The organism is Streptosporangium sp. NPDC050148 (genome assembly GCF_055586505.1).
The window spans coordinates 164,304-184,226 of the sequence record NZ_JBVJIA010000005.1; the positions used below are offsets into that span (position 1 = coordinate 164,304).

General features: G+C 74.1%; 15 protein-coding genes. 13 read left to right on the forward strand and 2 right to left on the reverse strand.

Annotated elements, in window-relative coordinates; translation table 11 throughout:
- The first annotated feature begins 98 nt into the window (after positions 1-98).
- The 13 genes from ACZ6RT_RS07145 to ACZ6RT_RS07205 all read left to right on the forward strand — a co-directional run bounded on the left by ACZ6RT_RS07145 (position 99) and on the right by ACZ6RT_RS07205 (position 17,663).
- Positions 99-2,219: an amylo-alpha-1,6-glucosidase gene (locus tag ACZ6RT_RS07145; RefSeq protein WP_470152531.1), complete on the forward strand. Its 2,121-nt coding sequence runs from the start codon at positions 99-101 to the stop codon at positions 2,217-2,219.
- Positions 2,220-2,303: 84 nt separating this feature from the next.
- Positions 2,304-3,410, forward strand: a complete 1,107-nt coding sequence (locus tag ACZ6RT_RS07150; protein WP_470152532.1) for a glycosyltransferase family 4 protein — start codon at positions 2,304-2,306, stop codon at positions 3,408-3,410.
- Between the two features lie 106 nt (positions 3,411-3,516).
- Positions 3,517-4,287: an enoyl-CoA hydratase/isomerase family protein gene (locus ACZ6RT_RS07155; protein ID WP_470152533.1), complete on the forward strand. Its 771-nt coding sequence runs from the start codon at positions 3,517-3,519 to the stop codon at positions 4,285-4,287.
- Between the two features lie 241 nt (positions 4,288-4,528).
- Entirely contained in the window at positions 4,529-5,053 is a 525-nt protein-coding gene (locus ACZ6RT_RS07160) for a hypothetical protein (RefSeq protein WP_470152534.1), read from the forward strand.
- Positions 5,050-6,273, forward strand: coding sequence for a DUF6395 domain-containing protein (locus ACZ6RT_RS07165; RefSeq protein ID WP_470152535.1), 1,224 nt, complete (start codon positions 5,050-5,052; stop codon positions 6,271-6,273). Before ACZ6RT_RS07160 ends, ACZ6RT_RS07165 begins: the two co-directional genes overlap by 4 nt.
- On the forward strand, positions 6,270-7,112 hold the full coding sequence (locus tag ACZ6RT_RS07170; RefSeq protein WP_470152536.1) for a M55 family metallopeptidase: 843 nt from the start codon (positions 6,270-6,272) through the stop codon (positions 7,110-7,112). The genes ACZ6RT_RS07165 and ACZ6RT_RS07170 overlap by 4 nt, the downstream gene beginning before the upstream one ends.
- A gap of 219 nt (positions 7,113-7,331) precedes the next feature.
- Positions 7,332-9,005: a flavin monoamine oxidase family protein gene (locus ACZ6RT_RS07175; RefSeq protein ID WP_470152537.1), complete on the forward strand. Its 1,674-nt coding sequence runs from the start codon at positions 7,332-7,334 to the stop codon at positions 9,003-9,005.
- A 178-nt stretch (positions 9,006-9,183) separates the two neighbouring features.
- Complete coding sequence (locus ACZ6RT_RS07180) at positions 9,184-9,744, forward strand: YbaK/EbsC family protein (RefSeq protein WP_399186675.1); 561 nt, start codon at positions 9,184-9,186, stop codon at positions 9,742-9,744.
- 128 nt (positions 9,745-9,872) lie between these two features.
- Positions 9,873-12,122 carry a serine/threonine-protein kinase gene (locus ACZ6RT_RS07185; RefSeq protein WP_470152538.1) on the forward strand — a complete coding sequence of 750 codons (2,250 nt, stop codon included), beginning with the start codon at positions 9,873-9,875 and terminating at the stop codon, positions 12,120-12,122.
- Positions 12,122-14,095, forward strand: a complete 1,974-nt coding sequence (locus ACZ6RT_RS07190; RefSeq protein ID WP_399186529.1) for a serine/threonine-protein kinase — start codon at positions 12,122-12,124, stop codon at positions 14,093-14,095. The genes ACZ6RT_RS07185 and ACZ6RT_RS07190 overlap by 1 nt, the downstream gene beginning before the upstream one ends.
- A gap of 244 nt (positions 14,096-14,339) precedes the next feature.
- The gene (locus ACZ6RT_RS07195) at positions 14,340-15,593 is read left to right on the forward strand and encodes a serine/threonine-protein kinase (RefSeq protein ID WP_399186528.1); all 1,254 of its coding nucleotides are present in this window, start codon (positions 14,340-14,342) and stop codon (positions 15,591-15,593) included.
- A 318-nt stretch (positions 15,594-15,911) separates the two neighbouring features.
- Positions 15,912-16,691 (forward strand): electron transfer flavoprotein subunit beta/FixA family protein, encoded by a 780-nt coding sequence (locus ACZ6RT_RS07200; RefSeq protein ID WP_344893996.1) that lies wholly within the window; start codon positions 15,912-15,914, stop codon positions 16,689-16,691.
- Positions 16,692-16,709: 18 nt separating this feature from the next.
- Complete coding sequence (locus ACZ6RT_RS07205) at positions 16,710-17,663, forward strand: electron transfer flavoprotein subunit alpha/FixB family protein (RefSeq protein ID WP_470152539.1); 954 nt, start codon at positions 16,710-16,712, stop codon at positions 17,661-17,663.
- Between the two features lie 168 nt (positions 17,664-17,831).
- On the opposite strand, the gene ACZ6RT_RS07210 is transcribed toward ACZ6RT_RS07205, so the two are convergent.
- Both ACZ6RT_RS07210 and ACZ6RT_RS07215 read right to left on the reverse strand, forming a co-directional pair.
- Entirely contained in the window at positions 17,832-19,034 is a 1,203-nt protein-coding gene (locus ACZ6RT_RS07210) for an MFS transporter (protein ID WP_399186526.1), read from the reverse strand.
- A gap of 272 nt (positions 19,035-19,306) precedes the next feature.
- Complete coding sequence (locus ACZ6RT_RS07215; protein ID WP_344894005.1) at positions 19,307-19,813, reverse strand: TetR/AcrR family transcriptional regulator; 507 nt, start codon at positions 19,811-19,813, stop codon at positions 19,307-19,309.
- Positions 19,814-19,923: the final 110 nt, after the last annotated feature.

The window sequence follows — 19,923 nt, forward strand, 5'->3', positions numbered from 1 at the left end:
GGGCAAAAGGCGCTAATAATGTCTTTTGCATTGTTCTTTAGCTCTTTACTAGGGAATCCCAATATGACGGACATATCCCTCTTGTTGGGGGCGGGCTAGTGAGCGCATGGACGTCCGAGGGACAGCCGGCCGCGCTGGGCGACACCACGGTCACCCTGGTCGAGGGGGGTTCCTTCTGCGTGTGCGCCCGTAACGGCGACATCCTGCAGGGCGGGTCCCAGGGCGTCTACCACGCCGACACCCGGCTGCTGTCGCGCTGGGAGCTGCGGGTGGACGAGCTGCCCGTGGAGGGCCTGCGGGTGGTCTCGGGCGAGCCGTACCACGCGACGTTCGTCGGCCGGGCCGGACCGCGCCCGGGGCGGGCCGAGAGCACCCTGCTGGTGATCAGGGACCGCTACGTCGGCGGCGGCCTGCGCGAGGACCTGACCCTGCGCAACCTCTCCGACGAGCCGGCCGGGTGCGTGGTCGCCCTGCACGTCGGCTCCGACGTGGCCGACCTGTTCGAGGTGAAGGCCGGACGGGTCCGGCACGTGAGCGACGTGGAGACGACCGCCGACCGGTCCGGGCTGCTGATCGTCTCGGCCTGCCGCGGGCGGGGCACCAGGGTGGTGGCCGACCCCGCGCCGTTCGCCGGGCCCGGCCTGCTCGTCTTCCGCGTCCTGGTGCCCGCGCGCGGCGAGTGGACGGCCGGACTGCAGGTCAACCCGATCCTGGAGGGTGAGGAGTCGCCCGGCCGCTTCCCCGCCCACCACCCGCTGGAGCACGCCGAACCGGTCAGGCGCCGCGTCGACTGGGAGCGCCGCAGCCCGGTGATCACCACCCCGGACCGGTTCCTGTCCGCCGTCCTGGAACGTTCCAGGGAGGATCTGGGGGCGCTGCGGCTCTTCGAGCCGGACCGGCCCGACGATCCCCCCACGATCGCCGCGGGCGCGCCGTGGTTCATGACCCTGTTCGGCCGCGACTCGCTGCTCACCTCGTGGATGGCGCTCCTGATGGACCAGTCGCTCGCGCTGGGCACGCTGCGCCGCCTGGCCAGGCTGCAGGGCACCGTCAGCGACCCGCTGACCGAGGAGGAGCCGGGCAAGATCCTGCACGAGCTCCGCTTCGGCAGGCAGGGCGGCGCCTCGCCGTACGCGGGCCGCGCCTACTACGGCTCGGTGGACTCCACCCCGCTGTTCGTGATGGTCCTGGGCGAGCTGGGCCGCTGGGGCGTGCACGACGAGGCCGTGCAGGAGCTCCTGCCCTACGCCGACGACGCCCTCGACTGGATCCGCAGGTCGGCCGACCCCTTCCTGTCCTACCGCCGCAAGACCGACCACGGGCTGGCCAACCAGGGATGGAAGGACTCCTTCGACGGCGTCAGCTTCGCCGACGGCACCCTGGCCCGCGCCCCCATCGCGCTGGCCGAGGTCCAGGGCTACGTCTACGCCGCCTACCTCGCGCGCGCCCACTTCGCCGCCAAGGCCGGGCAGGTCGCCCTGGAGGCGCAGTGGACCTCCCGCGCGGGCCGGATCAGGGACGCCTTCAACGAGCGCTTCTGGCTGCCGGACCGGGGGCACTACGCGGTCGCGCTGGACGGCGCCGGGCGCGCCGTCGACAGCCTCGCCTCGAACATGGGCCACTGCCTGTGGACCGGCATCGTGGACGAGGACCACGCCGGCCGGGTGGCCGAGCAGCTGCTCTCACCCCGGATGTTCACCGGGTACGGGGTGCGCACCCTGGCGGGCGACATGGGGGCCTACAACCCGATGAGCTACCACAACGGCTCGGTCTGGCCGCACGACAACGCCCTGATCGCGGCGGGCCTGATGCGCTACGGCTTCGAGCGGGAGGCCGGCCGCATCACCTACGGCCTGCTGGACGCGGCCGAGGCGTTCGGCTGGCGGCTGCCCGAGCTGTTCTGCGGGTTCGACCGGGCCGAGTTCACCTGGCCCGTGCCCTACCCGTCCTCGTGCTCACCGCAGGCCTGGGCCGCCGCGGCCCCGATCCAGCTCCTGCGCAGCATGCTGCGGTTCGACCCCTCGATATCCGGCGGGCACCTGCGGCTCTGCCCGGCCGACCTGGAGGGCCTGCGGATCGAGGGGCTCTCGCTCGCGGGCTCCGACGTCACGATCGAGGTGGGCGCCACCGGCGCGTCCGTCCGCGGCCTGCCCGAGGGGATCACCCTGATCGAGGAGCCGCGCGGCCCGCCGGCCAGGGCGATGTGGCCGGTCCACTGACGCGCGCGTCCCCGCGCGTCCCCGCTGTTCCCGTGTCCTGTCCGTCCTTTCGTGTCCTTCCGTGCCCTTGCAGGTGAGGTGGCCATGCTCTCTTCCACAGACATCCCGGACCGGTCCGGCTGCATGCGCGTCCTGCTGGTCGCGCCGCCCTGGTACGACGTGCCGCCCCGCGGCTACGGGGGCATCGAGACGATGGTGGCCGGTCTCGCCACCGGGCTGACCCGGCGCGGGCACGACGTCACGCTGATCGGGGCGGGCCGCGCGGGCACGCCCGCGCGCTTCCTGGCCACCTACGGGCGGGCGCCCTCCGAGCGGATCGGCGAGTCGCTGCCCGAGGTGCTGCACGCGGCCAGGGCCCACGCGATGAGCGCGGGGCTGGCGGTGGACGTCGTCCACGACCACTCCCTGGCCGGGCCGCTGTACGCGCCCGCCAGGTCCGTCCCGACCGTGGTCACCTGCCACGGGGAGGTCGAGGGCGAGTTCGGCGACTACTACCGGGTGCTCGGCGCCACGGCCTCGATGGTCGCCATCTCCGAGGCGCAGCGGCGCATCGCCCCCGACCTGAACTGGGTGGGGGTCGTGCACAACGCCGTCGAGGCCGGGGCCTTCCCCTACCGGGAGTGCAAGGAGGACTGGGTGCTCTGGCTGGGCAGGCTCAGCCGGGACAAGGGCGCGCACCTGGCCATCGACGCGGCCCGCGCGGCCGGACGGCGCATCCTGCTCGCCGGCAAGCTCGTCGAGAGGAGCGAGCACGCCTACTTCGACGCCGAGGTCGGCCCCAGGCTCGGTCCCGACGCCGAGTACCTCGGGGAGGCCGGCACCGCCCGCAAGCGCGAGCTGATGGCGGCGGCCAGGTGCCTGATCTTCCCCGTCCTGTGGGAGGAGCCGTTCGGCATGGTCATGATCGAGGCCATGGCCTGCGGCACGCCCGTGGTCGCCCTGGGCAGGGGAGCCGTGCCCGAGGTGATCGTGGACGGGGTCACCGGCTTCGTCCGGAGCGACCCCGCCGGGCTTCCCGCCGCGATCGAGGCGGCGGGCACGCTCGACCCGCGCGCCTGCCGCTCGCGGGTGGAACGCTTCTTCAGCGTGGAGGCGATGACCCGCGGCTACGAGGCGATCTACCGCAGGACGATCGCCGGGCTGCCCAGAAGGGCCGGGGAGAGCAGGGACCTGGCCCTGCCCGTCAACTGAGCCCGCGCCCTATGTTGGATCACGGCACGGTGGACCACGACACGGTGGGACACCCGCGGCCGGCCGCGGGCCGGCCGCGTGAGGCGGGTTCGGCGAAGGGACGTTCATGGGTGAGTTCGTGCGGGTGGAGACGGACGGCGGGGTCGCGACGATCAGGCTCGACCGGCCGAAGATGAACGCGCTCAACCTGCAGGTCCAGCGGGAGCTGGCCGAGTGCGCCCGGCAGGTGGACACCGACGCGGGCGTGCAGGCCGTGGTCCTCTACGGAGGGCCGGTCTTCGCGGCCGGGGTGGACGTCAAGGAGATGGCCGGCATGTCGTACGCCGACATGGCGTCCCACTCGCGGGCCCTGCAGGACTGCTTCACCGCGGTGGCGCGGATCGGCAAGCCCGTGGTCGCCGCGGTGAACGGCTACGCCCTGGGCGGCGGCTGCGAGCTGGCGCTGTGCGCGGACGTCAGGATCGCCGGCGAGTCGGCCAGACTGGGCCAGCCTGAGATCCTGCTCGGCATCATCCCCGGCGCGGGCGGCACCCAGCGGCTGCCCCGGCTGATCGGCCCCTCCCGGGCCAAGGACCTCATCTTCACCGGCCGCCACGTGCCCGCCGCCGAGGCCCTGGCCCTCGGCCTGGTGGACCGGGTCGTCCCCGACGAGGAGGTGTACGCCGAGGCGCTCGCCTACGCGGGCCGGTTCGCCGGCGGCCCGGCCCTGGCGCTGCGCGCCGCCAAGCAGGCGGTCGACCACGGCCTGGAGACCGACCTCGACACCGGCCTGGAGATCGAGCGCCTGCAGTTCTCCGGCCTGTTCGCCACCGAGGACGCCAAGGCCGGGATGCGGGCCTTCTCCGAGAAGACGAAGGCGGAGTTCACCGGCCGCTGACAGAGCCGAGAGGCGCCGAGAACGCCGGAGGGCGCCGAAGGGCGCCGGGAGGACGGCCAGGGGTGTGGTGGGCGCCGGGTGGGAGCACCGGCGGCGCCCACGGGCCCCGGGCGGGCGCAGGGCGGGCACCGCCGGGCATCGGTGGAGGCCGCCGGGCATCGAGAGCGTCGCCGGGTCGCCGAGGGCCGTGAGCCTCGCGAGATTGGCCGGATAGATCCGGCATTGCCGGTATCGTGCCAGCATGGTGCGGTTGGTGAAGCGCGCGCTGGTGCCCGCCCGGCTGCGACGGGCGGTCCTCGGATGGTTCGACGCCCGGTACATCTCCAGGGCCGATCACCGGCAGGACGTCAAGGACGCGCTCTGGGAGGTCCGGACGCTGGCCAGGGAGGTCACCTCGCTGCGCGCGGAGGTCGCCGACCTGCGCGCGCAGGTGGCCCGGGTCCGGCCGGACCCGGCGCGGGCCGGGCGCTGGGACGACGCCCACCGGCTGGCCCAGGAGACCGCGGTCGCGCTGGAGGAGGTCCTCAGGAACGAGGTGCTGCTCTGGCAGGCCGTGGACCGCGTCACCGCCGAGCCGGACCGGACCCCGGAACCGGCACGGACCCCGGAAACGGGACGTGCCCCGGATCCGGCACGGACCCCGGAACCGGCCCGGATCCCGGAGACGGGACCCGCCCCGGAGCCGGAACGGGACCGGCGGGCCGCCGGAAGCGCCGGAAGCGGCGGAGGCACCCGGGCCACCGGGAGTGCCGGGAGCACCGGATGAGGGTGACCTGGACGGCCGACGGCGACACCTGGCGGATGGCCTTCCGGCTGGACGCCGAGGACGACGTCACCGGCCGGTGCGCCGACGGCCAGCCGCTGAGGCTGGCCACGAACTCCTTCCGGATCGAGATCCCGCGGGCCCCGCGCGAGATCCACCCCGACCTGCTCGCCCTCGCCGCGTGGACCGTGGCGGCCCCGTGGACCCGGCGCAGGATCGTCTTCGACCGGCCTATCTCCGACGGCCTCGCCGGGGCGATCGGCGACGGCTGGGGGGTCGAGGCCGGTCCGACGGGTACGGGCGCGCGGTCCGGCGGCAGGCTGGCGATCTCCTACAGCGGCGGCGCGGACTCGGTCGCGGTGGCCGCGATGCTGCCGGACGCGCCGTTCGTGCACTTCCAGCGGGTCTCCCACCCGCGGGTGCCCAACCGCTGGACCCACTACCGCTCCGACGTGCTCGCCGAGCTGGCCGCCGCGACCGGTCGCGAGCTCACCGTGGTCCGCTCCGACCTGGAGTTCACGCTCGCCGAGCCGCGGCCCGGCTACCCCGAGCACCACGCGGTCGCCGCGGGCGCGCTGCTGATGGCCGACGAGCTCGACCTGGGCGGCCTGGCGTTCGGCTACGAGCTGGGGTCGCGCTGGCTGGGAGGCGACCGCTACCTGCTGCGCTACACCCCCGACAACCCCATGTGGGCCCCGCACGGAGCCTGGGGACGGGCGTTCGCCGCGGCCGGGGTGCACCTGGTGCTCCCGGTGGGCGGGGTGAGCGAGGCCGTCACGATGCGCCTGGCCCTGAACTCCGAGCTGCGCGGCCAGGTCCGCTGGTGCCTGCGCGGCGTCGGCGGCCCCTGCGGGACCTGCGGCAAGTGCCTGTACAAGGAGCTCATCCAGGCCGCCGTCGAGCGCCGCCCGCTGCGCACCACGATCACCGCGGGCCGCCCGGTCGCCCGCAGGTGGCAGGAGCCGCCGCCGTACGGGGGCCAGGAGATGATCGAGTACGGCTGCGCCCGGGTGCCCGGGGTCGAGGACACGGTCTTCGGCGCGGCGGCGCGGTACCTGGGCGCGACCGAGTCCTCCACCGCCTGGCTGGAGCGCTGCTACCCGCCCGCGATCGAGGAGATCCCCGAGCCGTGGCGCGGCCGGGTTCGCGACTTCATGACGGGGGAGATCGGTCTCATGAGCGAGGACGAGGCGCGGCGCGTCGAGACGTGGGGGGTGGCGTGAAGGTCTACGTCTCGGTCGACATGGAGGGCGTCAGCGGGCTGACCGACCCCGAGGAGATGCACGCCGGAGGGCGCGGCTACGAGCGCGGCTGCGAGCTGATGACCGCGGACGCCAACGCGGTCGTGGCCGGGGCGTTCGACGGGGGCGCCACCGCCGTGCGGGTCAACGACGCCCACGGGTCGACCAAGAACCTCAGGATCGACCTGCTCGACGAGCGGGCGACCCTGCTGCGGGGGCCGGGCAAGCCGCTGCGGATGGGCGAGGGGCTCGACGCGAGCCACCGGGCGGCCTGCTTCGCCGGCTACCACGCGCGGGCCGGCGTCCGGCACGGCGTCCTCAACCACACCTGGATGGGCAGGGAGATCCACAACGTCCACCTCAACGGCGAGGTGTGCGGCGAGATCCGCCTGGTCGCCTCCTTCGCGGGGTCGCTCGGCGTGCCGGTGGCCCTGCTGACCGGGGACGAGGCGGCCTGCGAGGAGGTCAGGGAGCTGCTCGGCGACGTGGAGACCGTCGCGGTCAAGCGGGGCGTCGACCGGTTCGCCGCCGAGCTGCTGCCGCCCGCCGTCGCCCAGGCGCGCATCCGCGAGGCCACCGCCCGCGCGCTGGGCCGGGTGGCCGACTTCCGCCCTTACGCGCCCGAGCCTCCGTTCACCCTCGGCATCGAGTGGAACTCCACCGCGATCGCCGCCGGGTGCGCGCTGGTGCCCGGCGTGACGGCCGCGGGCCCCCGGCACACCGAGTTCACCACCGACGACTTCTCGCAGATCATGTCCCTGATGGGTGTCTTCGCCATGATCGGCGGCCAGGTCGCCTGCCGCAGCGGCGTGTACGGCTGATCCCGCGATGCCCTCCCCGGTGCCCCCGGCCTCTACGCTTCGACCACCCCCTTTGCGGCCTTTCTCGTGATTCCCCTCTTCCTAGACGTCTCCGGCCCTCCACCCCCAGCCCTCCCCCCGGACGTCCACCCCGAACCTCCACCCCGAACGTCCTCCACCGGACGGATCCCCGTACCCGACCACGACCACGACGGTGCCCGATGCCCCTGACGACCGCCGATGAGTGACGAGACCGGCGACTCCCCTCCCGTCCCCCCCGCTCCCCCCGCTCCCTCCGCGACCGCGTCCCCCGCGCCCGCTCCCTCCGGTTCCGCGCCGGAACGCGCCCCGGGCGGGTCCGCCGGTGGCCTGACGCGCAGGGCGCTGCTGGTCGGCGTGGGCGCGGCCGGGGGCGCCGGGGCCATGTTCGCGGCCATGGGCGCCCTGGGCCTGGCCCCGGACTCCCAGGACCGGAACTACACGCCCCCGCAGCCCTCCGACTTCACCCTGGGCGGCAGGGCGGCGGCCAGCGTGGTCGTCCTCGGCGCCGGTGTCGCCGGACTGACCTGCGCGTACGAGCTGGGCAAGGCCGGGTACGACTGCACGGTCCTGGAGGCGTCCGACCGGGTGGGCGGCAGGAACCTCACGCTGCGCGCGGGCGACCGGCTGGACGAGCTGGGCGGCGCGACGCAGACGGCCGGGTTCGGCGAGGGCGTCTACTTCAACGCCGGGGCCGGGCGGATCGCGCCGTGGATGGTCACCATGGACTACTGCCGCGAGCTGGGCGTCCCCATCGAGACGTTCGTCAACAACAACGCGTCGGCGTACGTCTACACGCGCGGCATGACCGCCCCGGTGCGGGCCCGCGCGGCCCGCGCGGACCTGTACGGCCACGTCGCCGAGCTGCTGGCCAAGGCGAGCGACGCGGGCGCGCTGAACCGCCGCCTCACCGCGGACGACCGCGAGCGGCTCGCGGAGTTCCTGCGGCGCTTCGGCGACCTCGGCCCCGACCTGTCCTACCGGGGCTCCACCCGCCGGGGCTTCGAGACCTGGCCCGGGGTGGGCGAGGGTGTGCCGCTGGGGGCGGCGCCCTCGCTGCGCCAGGTGCTCGCCGCGGGCACCGGCAGGGCCGTCACCATGGACTTCGGCTACGACCAGGCCACGCCGATGTTCCAGCCGGTGGGCGGCATGGACGGCATCGTCATCGCGCTCGCCGACGCGGTCGGGCGCGACCGGATCAGGACGGGCACGCCGGTCACCGGCATCAGGAACCTGCCCACCGGGGTGGAGGTCACCCACCCCGGCGGCGTCGTCCGCGCCGACTACTGCATCGCGACCCTGCCGCCCCACCTGCTGGCCCGGCTGCCGCACAACCTCGGCGCCCCGGTCACGGCCGCGCTCCGCACCCCCGTCCCGGTCTCCGCGGGCAAGATCGGCCTGGAGTACGGCAGGCGCTGGTGGGAGACGGACGACCGCATCTACGGCGGCGTCACCGAGACCGACCTGGACATCACCCACATCTGGTATCCCTCGCACGGCTACCACTCGCGCGGCGGCCTGGTCGTCGGCTACTACAACACCGAGGAGAACGCCGACCGGTACGCCGGGCTCACGCACGAGGCCCGCCGCGCCCGCGCGCTCACCCAGGGCAAGAAGATCCACGGCGAGAAGTACCGCGCCGAGCTGCGCTCCAGCGTCTCGATCGCCTGGCGGCGCAGGCCGCACGTGGAGGGTGGCTGGGTGCGGTGGCCCTCCTACACGGGCGCCTTCACCCTGCTGCAGCAACCGGCCGGCCGGGTCCACTTCGCCGGTGACTGGCTCACCCACCTGATCGCCTGGCAGGCGGGCGCGATGGAGTCCGCGCGCAGGACGGTCACCGAGCTGCACCACAGGGTGCTGCGGGCGACCTCCTGACCGGTCGCCGTACCCGCGACCCGGAGGTCCTCCGCGCCGTCAGCGCCGTCAGCGCCGCCCGCGCCGCCCGCGCCGTCCGCGGCCCGCGTCACGCGCTCCGCCGCCGTAAGGTCTTCGGTGCGGAGCCCGTCGGTACGGGAGGGGCTCCCGGTACGGAGGAGTGAGGGGGCCGACGGCGATGGCGATCGGGACGTTGGACTGGACGAGTGCCGGGAAGCGGCCGGACCTGCTGGCCGAGCCGGTGGCGCGGGCGGTCGCGGAGCTGGCGGGACGAGACGGTGCAGGGGACGTCACCGTCGCCGAGATCGACCCGGAACTGGCCGACACCGCGGCCTTCTGCGAGCGCTACGGCGTGGACCCGGGCGAGTCGGCCAACTGCGTGATCGTGGCCGCCAGGCGGGCCGGGGAGACCCGCTACGCGGCGTGCCTGGTCCTGGCGACCACGAGGGCGGACGTCAACGGCGTGGTCCGGCGCCACCTGGACGCGCGGAAGATCTCGTTCGCGCCGATGGACGACGCGGTCACGCTGACCGGGATGGAGTACGGCGGGATCACCCCGCTCGGGCTGCCCGCCGGCTGGCCGGTGCTGGTCGACGAGGCGGTGGCGGCCCACCCGGCGGTGGTGATCGGCAGCGGTGTCCGCCGCTCCAAGCTGGCCGTGCCCGGTTCGCTGCTGGCCGGACTGGGAACCGCACGGGTTCTCGGCCTGGCGAACCGAAGCGAAAATGAGATTAAGTGAGAGAAGGAATCGGGAAACCGTCGGGGTTCCATGGACGTTGTTCAGTCGGAGAATGTGGCCCGATGGTTCATCTCGTGGGCGGGGTCTAAGCCGATATGGTGCTTCATGCCATGAATCAGGACGACCGATTGGGTCCTTACCGACTGCTGAGGCGGCTCGGCGAGGGCGGTATGGGCGTGGTGCACCTCGCGGTGGATCCGCAGGGCCGTCAGGTGGCCGTCAAGGTTCTGCGCGCCGAGGTGGCCGGTGACGACGTCGCCCGCCGCCGCCTCTCGCGCGAGGTCGAGACCATGCGCCGCGTGCGCAGCGAGTACATCGCCGAGGTCCTCGACGCCGACGTGACCGGTCACCGTCCCTACATCGTGACGCGCTACGTCCCCGGCCGCCCGCTGGACGAGGTGATCAAGCAGGACGGGCCGATGGAGCTGCCCGCGCTGCTGCGGGTCGCGCACGGCGTGGCCTCGGCGCTGGCCGCGGTCCACTCGGTCGGGGTGATCCACCGCGATCTCAAGCCCGGCAACGTGCTGATCCTGGACGGCGATCCGGTCCTCATCGACTTCGGCATCGCGCAGGCGGTCGACGCCACCCGCCTCACCCAGACCGGCATGTTCATCGGCACCCCCGGCTACCTCGCCCCCGAGATCATCGAGGGGCACGAGGCCGGTCCCGAGGTCGACGTGCACGCGTGGGCGGGCACCCTGGTCTTCGCCGCCACCGGCCAGCCGCCCTTCGGCAAGGGCACGCTGGAGATGATCTTCTACAACATCACCGCGGGCAAGGCGAACGTCGACGCCGTCCCGCAGCCGCTCCAGCCGGTGCTGCGCGCCGCGCTCCAGCGCGACCCGTCCAGGCGGCCCCCGGCCGCCGAGCTGGCCGCGCAGGTGGCGCGCCTGCTGCCGTCCACCGGCAGGCACCCCGTGCCCGACGAGATCAGCACGGTCGCGGCGTTCGACGACCAGGTCCGCGGCTCCGGCGTGTTCGGCGTCCCCGGCCCGCCCGGCGGTCAGGGTGTCCCGGGTGTGCCCGGTGTGCCGTCCGGCGTTCCCGGCACGTCGGGCGCGTGGCCCGGCGCGGGGACCCCGGGGGCCGGTGGCCGGGGCGAGGCGGACGGCGACCCGGGCGACGTGCCGACCCCGGTGGCCTCCCGGCTGTCCGTCCCGCACCCCGTCGTGCCCCCGCCGACCCCGGCGGCCCAGCCCCACGAGTACGTCTCGCTGCTCGGGCAGGACCAGGCCGACCCGTGGCCCACCCGCCGGGTGACGCCGGAGGAGCTGCGCCAGGCCGCCGAGGCACAGCGCTCCTCCCACGACCTGCCCACCGGCATGCTCGCCCCCGAGGACGTCCCCACCCGCACCCCGGGCGCGGCGCCCGAAACGCCGGCAGGCGGCCCGGCGGCCACGACGCCCGTCCCCGACGGGGACATCCCCACCCAGCGCGTCCGGCCGCAGGACCTGCAGGACTACATCCGCCGCCACGGCGACCCGCAGGGGGCGCCGGGCCCGCGGGACCGGCCGGGGGACCGTTCCGGCACACAGGCGGGCACGCAGGCCGGCGGGGCGGCGCCCGAGGCCGGTCCGCCTCCCTACCTGCACCCCCAGCCGTTCGAGCAGCAGACCCCGCACCGGCCGCGTCCCGCCGTGCCGCCGCCCTACCCCTACCCGCACCCCCAGCCGCAGCAGTACCCCCAGCACCCCCAGCATCCCTACCAGCACCAGCCCGTCACGCAGTCCCCGGCGCCCACGCCGCTGCATCCCGGACAGCGGCCGGGGAACGCGTTGCAGCGTTCCAAGGCGTACGGGGTGGCGAGCCTGCTGATGCTGGCCGTCATGACGGTCGCGGCGGTCCTCGCCCCGGTGCTCGTCGCGGCGGTGGTGATCCCGGCGGTGATCCTGCTGCGCGCCGCCGACATCGCCCAGCCGGTGTTCAACGGGCGCAGGGCCGCGGCGGCGGCGGCGACCGACGTCCTGCGGGTGCTCGGCCGGCCGGCCGAGCTGGCGAAGTCGATCGGCATCACCGTCGCCCTCGTGCCGTACGCGCTGATCCTCGGACTGCCGGTGACGCTCCTGCTCACCGTGCTGGTCGGGCGGATGCCCACCACCAACGCGCTGAGCTGGGGCGCCGCCGTGGCGCTCTGGACCGTCTGCGCCGGACCCGGCGTGGAAGGCCCCGGCCGCCAGATGCGACGTACGCTGGCATCACTGCTGCCGTCGCGCGGCGCGGCCATGGTCGCCGCCGCGGTGCTGGCCGCGGTGACGGTGGCGGTGCTCTTCGTGGCGAGCGGCACGGTGGGCGGTGGAGCACGGAAGGCGGTGTGGGCGCCGGTCGACGTCACATGGGTGGTACACGAACTGGACGACCTACGAGAGAAGGCGGCGTGATGACGGGGGACACGCGGGCGCCCGAGAGACTGGGGCCGTACCGGCTGCTGAGGAAGATCGGCGAGGGCGGCATGGGCGTCGTCCACCTCGGTCTCGACGAGGACGGGCGCGAGGTGGCCGTCAAGGTCCTGCACCCCCACGTGGCCGCCGACCTCAAGGCCCGCGACCGGCTCACCCGCGAGGTGGAGACCATGCGGCGGGTGCGCAGCCCGCACGTCGCCGAGGTGCTCGACGCCGAGCTGACGGCCAGGCAGCCCTACATCGTGACCCGGTTCGCCCCGGGCCGCACGCTGGAGGAGACCGTCCTGCAGGACGGCCCGCTCCCCGACGACCAGGTCATCCGGCTGGCGCGGGGCATGTGCGCGGCCCTGGTGGCCATCCACGCCGCCGACGTCATCCACCGCGACTTCAAGCCGTCCAACGTGATGATCGTCAACGGTGACCCGCTGGTCATCGACTTCGGCATCGCGCACCTGGTGAACGCCACCCGGCTGACCCAGACCGGCATGTTCGTCGGCACGCCCGGCTACCTCGCCCCGGAGATCATCCGGGACTCGGAGATCACCCAGGCCGCCGACGTGCACGCGCTGGCCTCGACGGTCTTCTTCGGCGCGACCGGCAAGCCGCCGTTCGGCACCGGCAGCTTCGAGGTCGTCTGCTTCAACATCATGGAGGGCCGGGCCAACATCGACCTGGCCCCGGCGTGGCTGCGGGGCTGGCTCAGGCGGGCGCTGGCCGTCGACCCGGCGGCCCGGCCGGCCGCCGTCGAGCTGCTGCGGCTGGCCCGCGACCTGGACCCGGCGGTGACGGCGTTCCAGGAGACCCCGCCCACCTCGGTCCTGGACGGCGGCGGGACCAGGGTCCTCGACGCCGACGGCACCAAGGTCCTGGACGGCCAGGCCCCGCCCCCGCCCGTCAACGGCACCCGGGCGCTGCCGCAGGACGCCTCGGGCTACTCCGACCTGCTCCCGCCGGTGAGGTACGCCGAGCCGGAGCGGCGTGAGCGCCGGCCCCGGCAGGAGCGCGGGCAGGCGTCCGGCTCGGTGGCGCCCTCGCCGTACACACCGGCCGCCGATCCCTCGCGGCCCCCGCCGTACGTCCCGGCCCCGCCCTCGGCGCAGGCCAGGGCGGCGGCCCCGCCGCCCTACCCCGACCAGCGGGTGGCCGGGTACCCGGCCCCGCCGCCGAGCGGCCAGGCGAGGCCGTACCCGCCGCCGGAGCGGTCACGGCCGCACGTCCCGACGCAGCCCTCGGGCCGCGCGCAGCCCGCGCCCCGCACCCCGCCCCGGGAGCGCTACCGCGCGGCCCACCCACTGGCCGGGATGCTGCTGCTGACGATCCTCGTGGCGCTGGCCTGCGTGCTGCCGGTGGTGGTGGGCGTGTTCGCCGTGGCCGCGGCGCTCTGCCTGCGGGTGGGCGAGTACCTCTTCGCCGACCTGGCCCAGCGCCGCTCCATCCGGGGCAACAGCGCCGGAGACCCCCTGCTCGCGCTGGTCGGCACGCCGTGGGCGCTGATCAGGTCGGCGTTCGCGACGGCGATCACCGCCGGAGTGTCGATCATGCTCGGCATGTGCGTGTGGGGGTTCCTGGTCTACGCCGGCGACATGAACAGGAACTTCGCCGCCGCCTACGCGGCCGGTGCCTTCGTGGCCGGGCTGTTCCTGCTGCCCGGCGGCGGCAAGCCCAGGAAGGCCGTCGCCCGCACGCTGAGCGCGGTCATCCGCAGCCCCGGCGCGGGCATGGTGACCACGATCGTCCTGGGCACGCTGGCGTTCTTCGCGGTGATGGCCGCGCTGAGCGTGGTCCCGTCCTTCGAGCCGTGGCAGAACCCGACCGACGCCGTCAAGGACCTCACCGACCAGTGGCGGCGGTCGGCGAACGAGGGCGCGATGGGCGCGTTCGACCTCGTCACCGGGCTGGTGGACGACCTGATGAAGAGCCTCGGCCTGGGGTTCCTGACGTTCTGGAAGTGACGGCCCGCCCGGGGCGGCGCGCCTCGGCGGGCGCGTCGTCCCCGGCACCCGGGCCGTGTCCGGTACCCGCGGTCGTCCCCGCAGGGCACGTCCGCCCGGCGTGCCCGTTCCGGGGTCCGGGCGGTCCCGGCCCGCGCGTCCGCCCGGTGCCCGATCCACGTCCGGCGCGGACGTTCGCGGCCCGCACCCGGTGCGGGATCGGCCTTCCTGCGGCACGATGGAGGGGACGAGCCGAAGGAGTCGCATGGTCGCGCCGGACGGTGAGAAGCTCGGTCCGTACCGCCTGTTGTCGAAGCTCGGCGCCGGAGGGTTCGGTGAGGTCCACCTCGCGCTGGACCCCGGCGGGCGCACGGTGGCGGTCAAGATCCTGCATCCGCACGTGGCGGCCGACGAGACGGCCCTGACCAGGCTCGCCCGCGAGGTGGAGACGATGCGGCTGGTCCAGGGCCCGTACGTCGCCGAGGTCCTGGACGCCTCGCTGACCGGGGCCCGACCGTACCTGGTCACCCGTTACGTGCAGGGCCGGCCGCTCAGCGCGGTGATCGCCGCGGACGGGCCGGTCGGCGGTGACGACCTGACGAGGCTGGCCCGTGGCCTGGCCGAGGCGCTGGCCGCGGTGCACGCGGCCGGGGTGGTGCACCGCGACCTCAAGCCCGCCAACGTGATCCTGGCCGACGGCGAGCCGGTGGTCATCGACTTCGGGATCGCCTGCGCGCTCGACTCGCCCTCGGTCACCGCCTCGGGGGCCGTGCTCGGCACGCCCGGCTACCTGGCGCCCGAGGTGCTGGAGGGCACCGGGTCCGGCGCCGAGGCCGACGTCTTCGCCTTCGGCGCGACGCTGGCGTACGCGTCCACCGGGCGGCACCCCTACGGGACGGGCCCGGCGTCGGCGATCGGCTACCGGGTCGTCCACCGTCCGCCGGACCTGGAGGGCGTCCCCGGGTGGCTGGAGCCGCTGTTGCGGGAGTGCCTGCTGCGCGATCCGGCCGCCCGGCCGCCCGCGGACGCGCTCCTGGCCCGGCTCGGCGTCGCCCCGCCCCCGCGGCCGGTGGTCGCGGAGCCGCGCGGGCGGTGGTCCCGGGGCGCGGGCGAGGCCGCGGTGCACGGCCTGGTCACCCGCGAGTGGCGGCCGGGCCGCCGTCCGCCCGCGGGGAGGCCCTCGCCCGAACAGGCCGCCGAGCGCCGCAGGGCCGTCCTGCACCGCCGCTGGGTGGTGGGCACCGGCCTGCTCGTCTCGCTGGCGGCGGCCACCGCCTCCGACCCGCTGCCCGAGGTGTCGCTGCTGTTGCTGACCGGGTACGGCTCGGTGCTGCTCGCCGACGCCGGGATCGCCCTGTTCGCCCGGCGGGACCGCGGGCGCCTGGCCGTGGACCTGGCCGCGGCGGCCGGGACCGTCGCGCTCTGGGCGGTCCTCGGCACGTTCTTCAGCACCCTCACGCTGGCGCTCGCGCTGGGGACCGTGGTCTTCGTGCTGGTCGCGATCCTGATCGCCGGTTGAGCCCGCCGGCGACACCCGGGGGCACGCGCCACCACCGGAACATAGTTCGGTATGGTAGGGAGGTGGCCGCCGGGGGAGGTTCCGGCGGTCCGGGGCGAGCCGTGCAACCTGGCGGTTTGCGCCTAAGCTACCGATGGGTAACATAATCTCGGGAGGCCGGGACGGGGCATGTCCCGACCGGGTCACCCGCTGCCACACCGCCTCCGGGCACGTGGCAGTCTTGGCACCGCGTGCACGTGCCCCGCGTGCACGTACCGAGCCGGCGTCAACCGCAGCGACGCGGTGGCGTACGCGAACACGGGAGGTCGGCCACCGGCCATGAACATCGTCGTCTGCGTGAAGCAGGTCCCCGACACGGCGACCGAGCGCAAGCTGAAGTCCGATGACAAGACGCTCGACCGCGACGCCGCCGACGGCGTCATCAACGAGCTGTGCGAGTACGCGGTCGAGGAGGCGCTGCGCCTGAAGGAGGCCCACGGTGGTGAGGTGACCGTCCTCACCATGGGTCCCGACAAGGCGAGCGACACCATCCGCAAGGCCCTGGCCATGGGCGCCGACAAGGCCGTCCACCTGGTGGACGACGCGCTGCACGGCTCGGACACGCTGGGCACCTCCCACGCCCTGGCACAGACCCTCAAGAAGATCGGTTTCGATCTGGTCGTGCTCGGCTCGGAGTCCACCGACGCCCGCACCGGCGTCCTCGCCGCCATGCTGGCCGAGCGCCTTGGCGTGCCGCAGCTCACCTTCGCCAACCAGGTGGAGGTCGACGGGAGCGCCATCTCCATCCACCGCGTCACCGACTACGGCTACGACCGGGTCGAGGCCTCGCTGCCCGCCGTGATCTCCGTCGTGGAGAAGATCAACGAGCCGCGCTACCCGTCCTTCAAGGGCATCATGGCCGCCAAGAAGAAGCCGGTCGAGAAGCTCGGCGTCGCCGACGCCGAGATCGACGCCTCCCAGGTGGGCCTGGTCAACTCCTGGAGCGAGGTCGCCGACTTCGAGGCCGCCCCGGCGCGCGCGGCCGGCACCGTGGTCAAGGACGAGGGTGACGGTGGCGTGAAGGCCGCCGACTTCCTCGCGTCGAAGAAGTTCGTCTGAGAGCGGGGGTAGCTGGAAATGTCTGAGGTTCTCGTTCTGGTCGAGCATGTCGAAGGCCAGGTGAAGAAGGTCACCCTCGAGCTGCTGACGCTCGCCCGCAGGCTGGGCACCCCGTCGGCGGTCTGGACCGGGGCGGGCTACTCCCCGCAGGCCCAGGCCAGGCTGGCCGAGTACGGCGCGGAGAAGATCTACCTGGCCGACTCCGCGGAGGTCGCCGACTACGTCGTCGCCCCCAAGGCGGAGCTGCTGGCCCACCTGGTGACCGAGAAGTCCCCGGTCGCGGTGCTCGTCGCCGCCACGGCCGAGGCCAAGGAGATCGCCGGGCGCCTCGCCATCAAGACCGACTCCGGCGTGCTCACCGACGTGGTGGGCATCGAGGAGGGCCTGGTCGCCGACCAGTCCATCTTCGGCGGCGGCGTCAACGTCCGCTCCCGGGTGACCAAGGGCATCCCGATCATCGCGGTGCGTCCCAACGCGACGCCGGTCGAGGTCTCCACCGGCGCGGGGACCGAGGAGCAGGTCTCCTTCACCGTCTCCGACGCCGCCAAGAGCGCCAGGATCGTGGAGCGGGTCAAGGAGGACAAGGGCGCGCGTCCGGAGCTCACCGAGGCCGCGATCGTGGTCTCCGGCGGCCGGGGCGTGGGCTCGGCGGAGAACTTCTCGATCATCGAGGAGCTCGCCGACTCGCTCGGCGCGGCCGTCGGCGCCTCCCGTGCCGCGACCGACGCCGGCTGGTACCCGCACCAGTTCCAGGTCGGGCAGACCGGCAAGACCGTCTCGCCGCAGCTCTACATCGCGGCGGGCATCTCCGGGGCCATCCAGCACCGGGCCGGCATGCAGACCGCCAAGACGATCCTCGCGATCAACAAGGACCCGGAGGCGCCGATCTTCGAGCTCGCCGACTTCGGGGTCGTGGGCGACCTGCACCAGATCGTCCCGCAGCTGACCCAGGAGGTCGGCAAGCGCAAGTGATCGGCCTCACCCGGAGGGCCGGACGGTGCGGACCGTCCGGCCCTCCGGCATGTGCGGCCGGCATGTGCGGCCCCTCCGGCAGGTCCCTCCGGTAGGCGGCCCTTCCGGAGGGTGCACCTCCGGCCGGTGCCTTCCGGCCGGTGCCTTCCGGGCCGCCGGGGTGTTCTCTCAGGCCGCCATGGACAGCTCGCGCGGGGCGGTCCGCGCCGGAGCGGGCAGGGCCGTCGCGCGGAAGCGGGGCAGGAACCAGGCGAGCGCGGCGATCAGGACTCCGAGCACCACGGCGATGCCGAGGCCCGCCCTGAGCGTGGCCACGTCGGCCAGAAGGCCGATGAGCACCGGCCCCAGCAGCAGCCCCGCGTACCCCATGGCACCGGTCTGGGCGATGGCCGGTCCGGGGTCGGTGGTCGCGCCGCCCGCCAGCGACATCGCCATCGGCGAGACCGTCGCCACCGCCACGCCCACGAAGAGCATGGCCGAGAGCGCGACGAGCGCCGTCGGGGCGGTGAGGACCACGCCGAAGGTGGCGGCGGTGGCCAGGCCGGAGGCGACCATCATGCCGCGGGCGCCGAACCGGGCCCGGACGCGGTCACCGGCCAGCCGCCCGGCCAGCATGCCCGCCTCGAAGATCGGGTAGCCCAGCGCGGCGGCCGCCTCGGTGGCGCCGAGCACGTCGCGCAGGTATAGACCGTTCCAATCGGCGACCGTTCCCTCCACCATGAACGCGCAGAAGGCGATCACGCCGAGCAGGTAGACCACCGGCGGCATCCGCCTGCCGGAGGCCCGTGCGGCGCCGCGGCCGGGGGAGAGGGCCGGGTCGGGCAGGCAGGTACGGCCGGCGAAGGCCGTCGCCGGGAGCGCGAGCAGGGCGACCAGGGCCAGGTGGACCGTGACCGGGAGTCCCGCCGCGATGGCCGCGGCGCCCAGCAGGCCCGCGGAGATCGCCCCGGCGCACCAGCCCGCGTGCATGCCGTTCATCAGCGGGCGCCCGTAGGCGCGCTCGACCACCGATCCCTGCGCGTTCATCGCGACGTCCACCGCGCCGAACGCCATGCCGAACAGGGCGCTCGCGGCCAGGGCCAGCGGGAACGACGGCGCCAGGGCGAGCAGGACCAGGGTGACCGCGGTGAGGGGGGCCGCGACCCGCAGGACGCTCCGGCTGCCGACGCGCGCCATCACCACGCGCATGGACTGCATGGTGACGAGCGCCCCCAGGCCCCAGACGAGCAGGATGGCACCCACCGACGCCTCGGACAGGCCGAGTTTGTCGGAGAGCGCCGGGATGCGGACGGTCATCGATCCACAGAGCAGTCCGGCGAGCACGAATGTGAGAACCGCCCCGGTTCGAGCCGTCCTCAGGTCGCGGGTCATGACGAAGTCCTTTCAATACACGTTTTGACAAAGTGCGGAGCGGGCACAACAGAATCGGTCGCTTCCGCGCAGGCGGAAGCGACCGCCAATCCGTCGGAGGGCCGCACCCCGGCGGGGTGGATGATCGATCGGCGAGGCCGTGGTCGGTCCGGCGAGGCATCCGGCAGCGGGCCCGGTCGACCCGGAAGACAGGGTCGTGACCGGCCCGGTGGGACGCCGGATCCGGCAGGAAGCCCGGCGGGCTTCGGACGATCAGTGCGGCAGGGCTCCGGTCAGGGGGCCAGCAGCGCCAGCAGACGCCTCTCCAGACGCGCGTAGTGCCCGGCGTCGTAGAGATCGGGGTCGTGACTGGCCACGTCCCACAGGCCCTCGCAGGCCAGGCGCACGATCTGCGCCGCCTCCGGATCCGGCTCGTCGCCGAGCCCCTCGCGGTGCCAGCGGGCCATCGCCGTCCGCAGCGGCGCGAGCAGGTAGGGGTTGCCCGAGGCGCCGGTCACCACGGCCCAGCGCCGTAACCTGCCGCTCTGCACGGCGGCGAACGTGGCCGCCAGGTAGTTCTTCGTGTAGGTGTCGTGGCCCTGCGCGGCGACGAGCTCGTCGAACTCCTCGATCAGGCGCTCCACCATGCCCTTGATCAGGGCTTCCTTGGTGCCGAAGTGGTAGAGCAGGCCGCCCTTGCTGCATCCGGCGCGCTCGGCCACGGTCGCCAGGGTGAGAGCCTGGGAGCCCTGGTCGCCGAGGAGATCCTCCGCCGCGTCCAACAGCTCTTCCCGTCTCATGAAAGCGACTGTACCGTCTGGACGGTTCAGTGGTCAACTCCGGGGGTGAGCTCCCCGACGGGCGCGGATACCCTGGGGAGGTTGACAGCCGACTTGGGGAGGGGAATGCG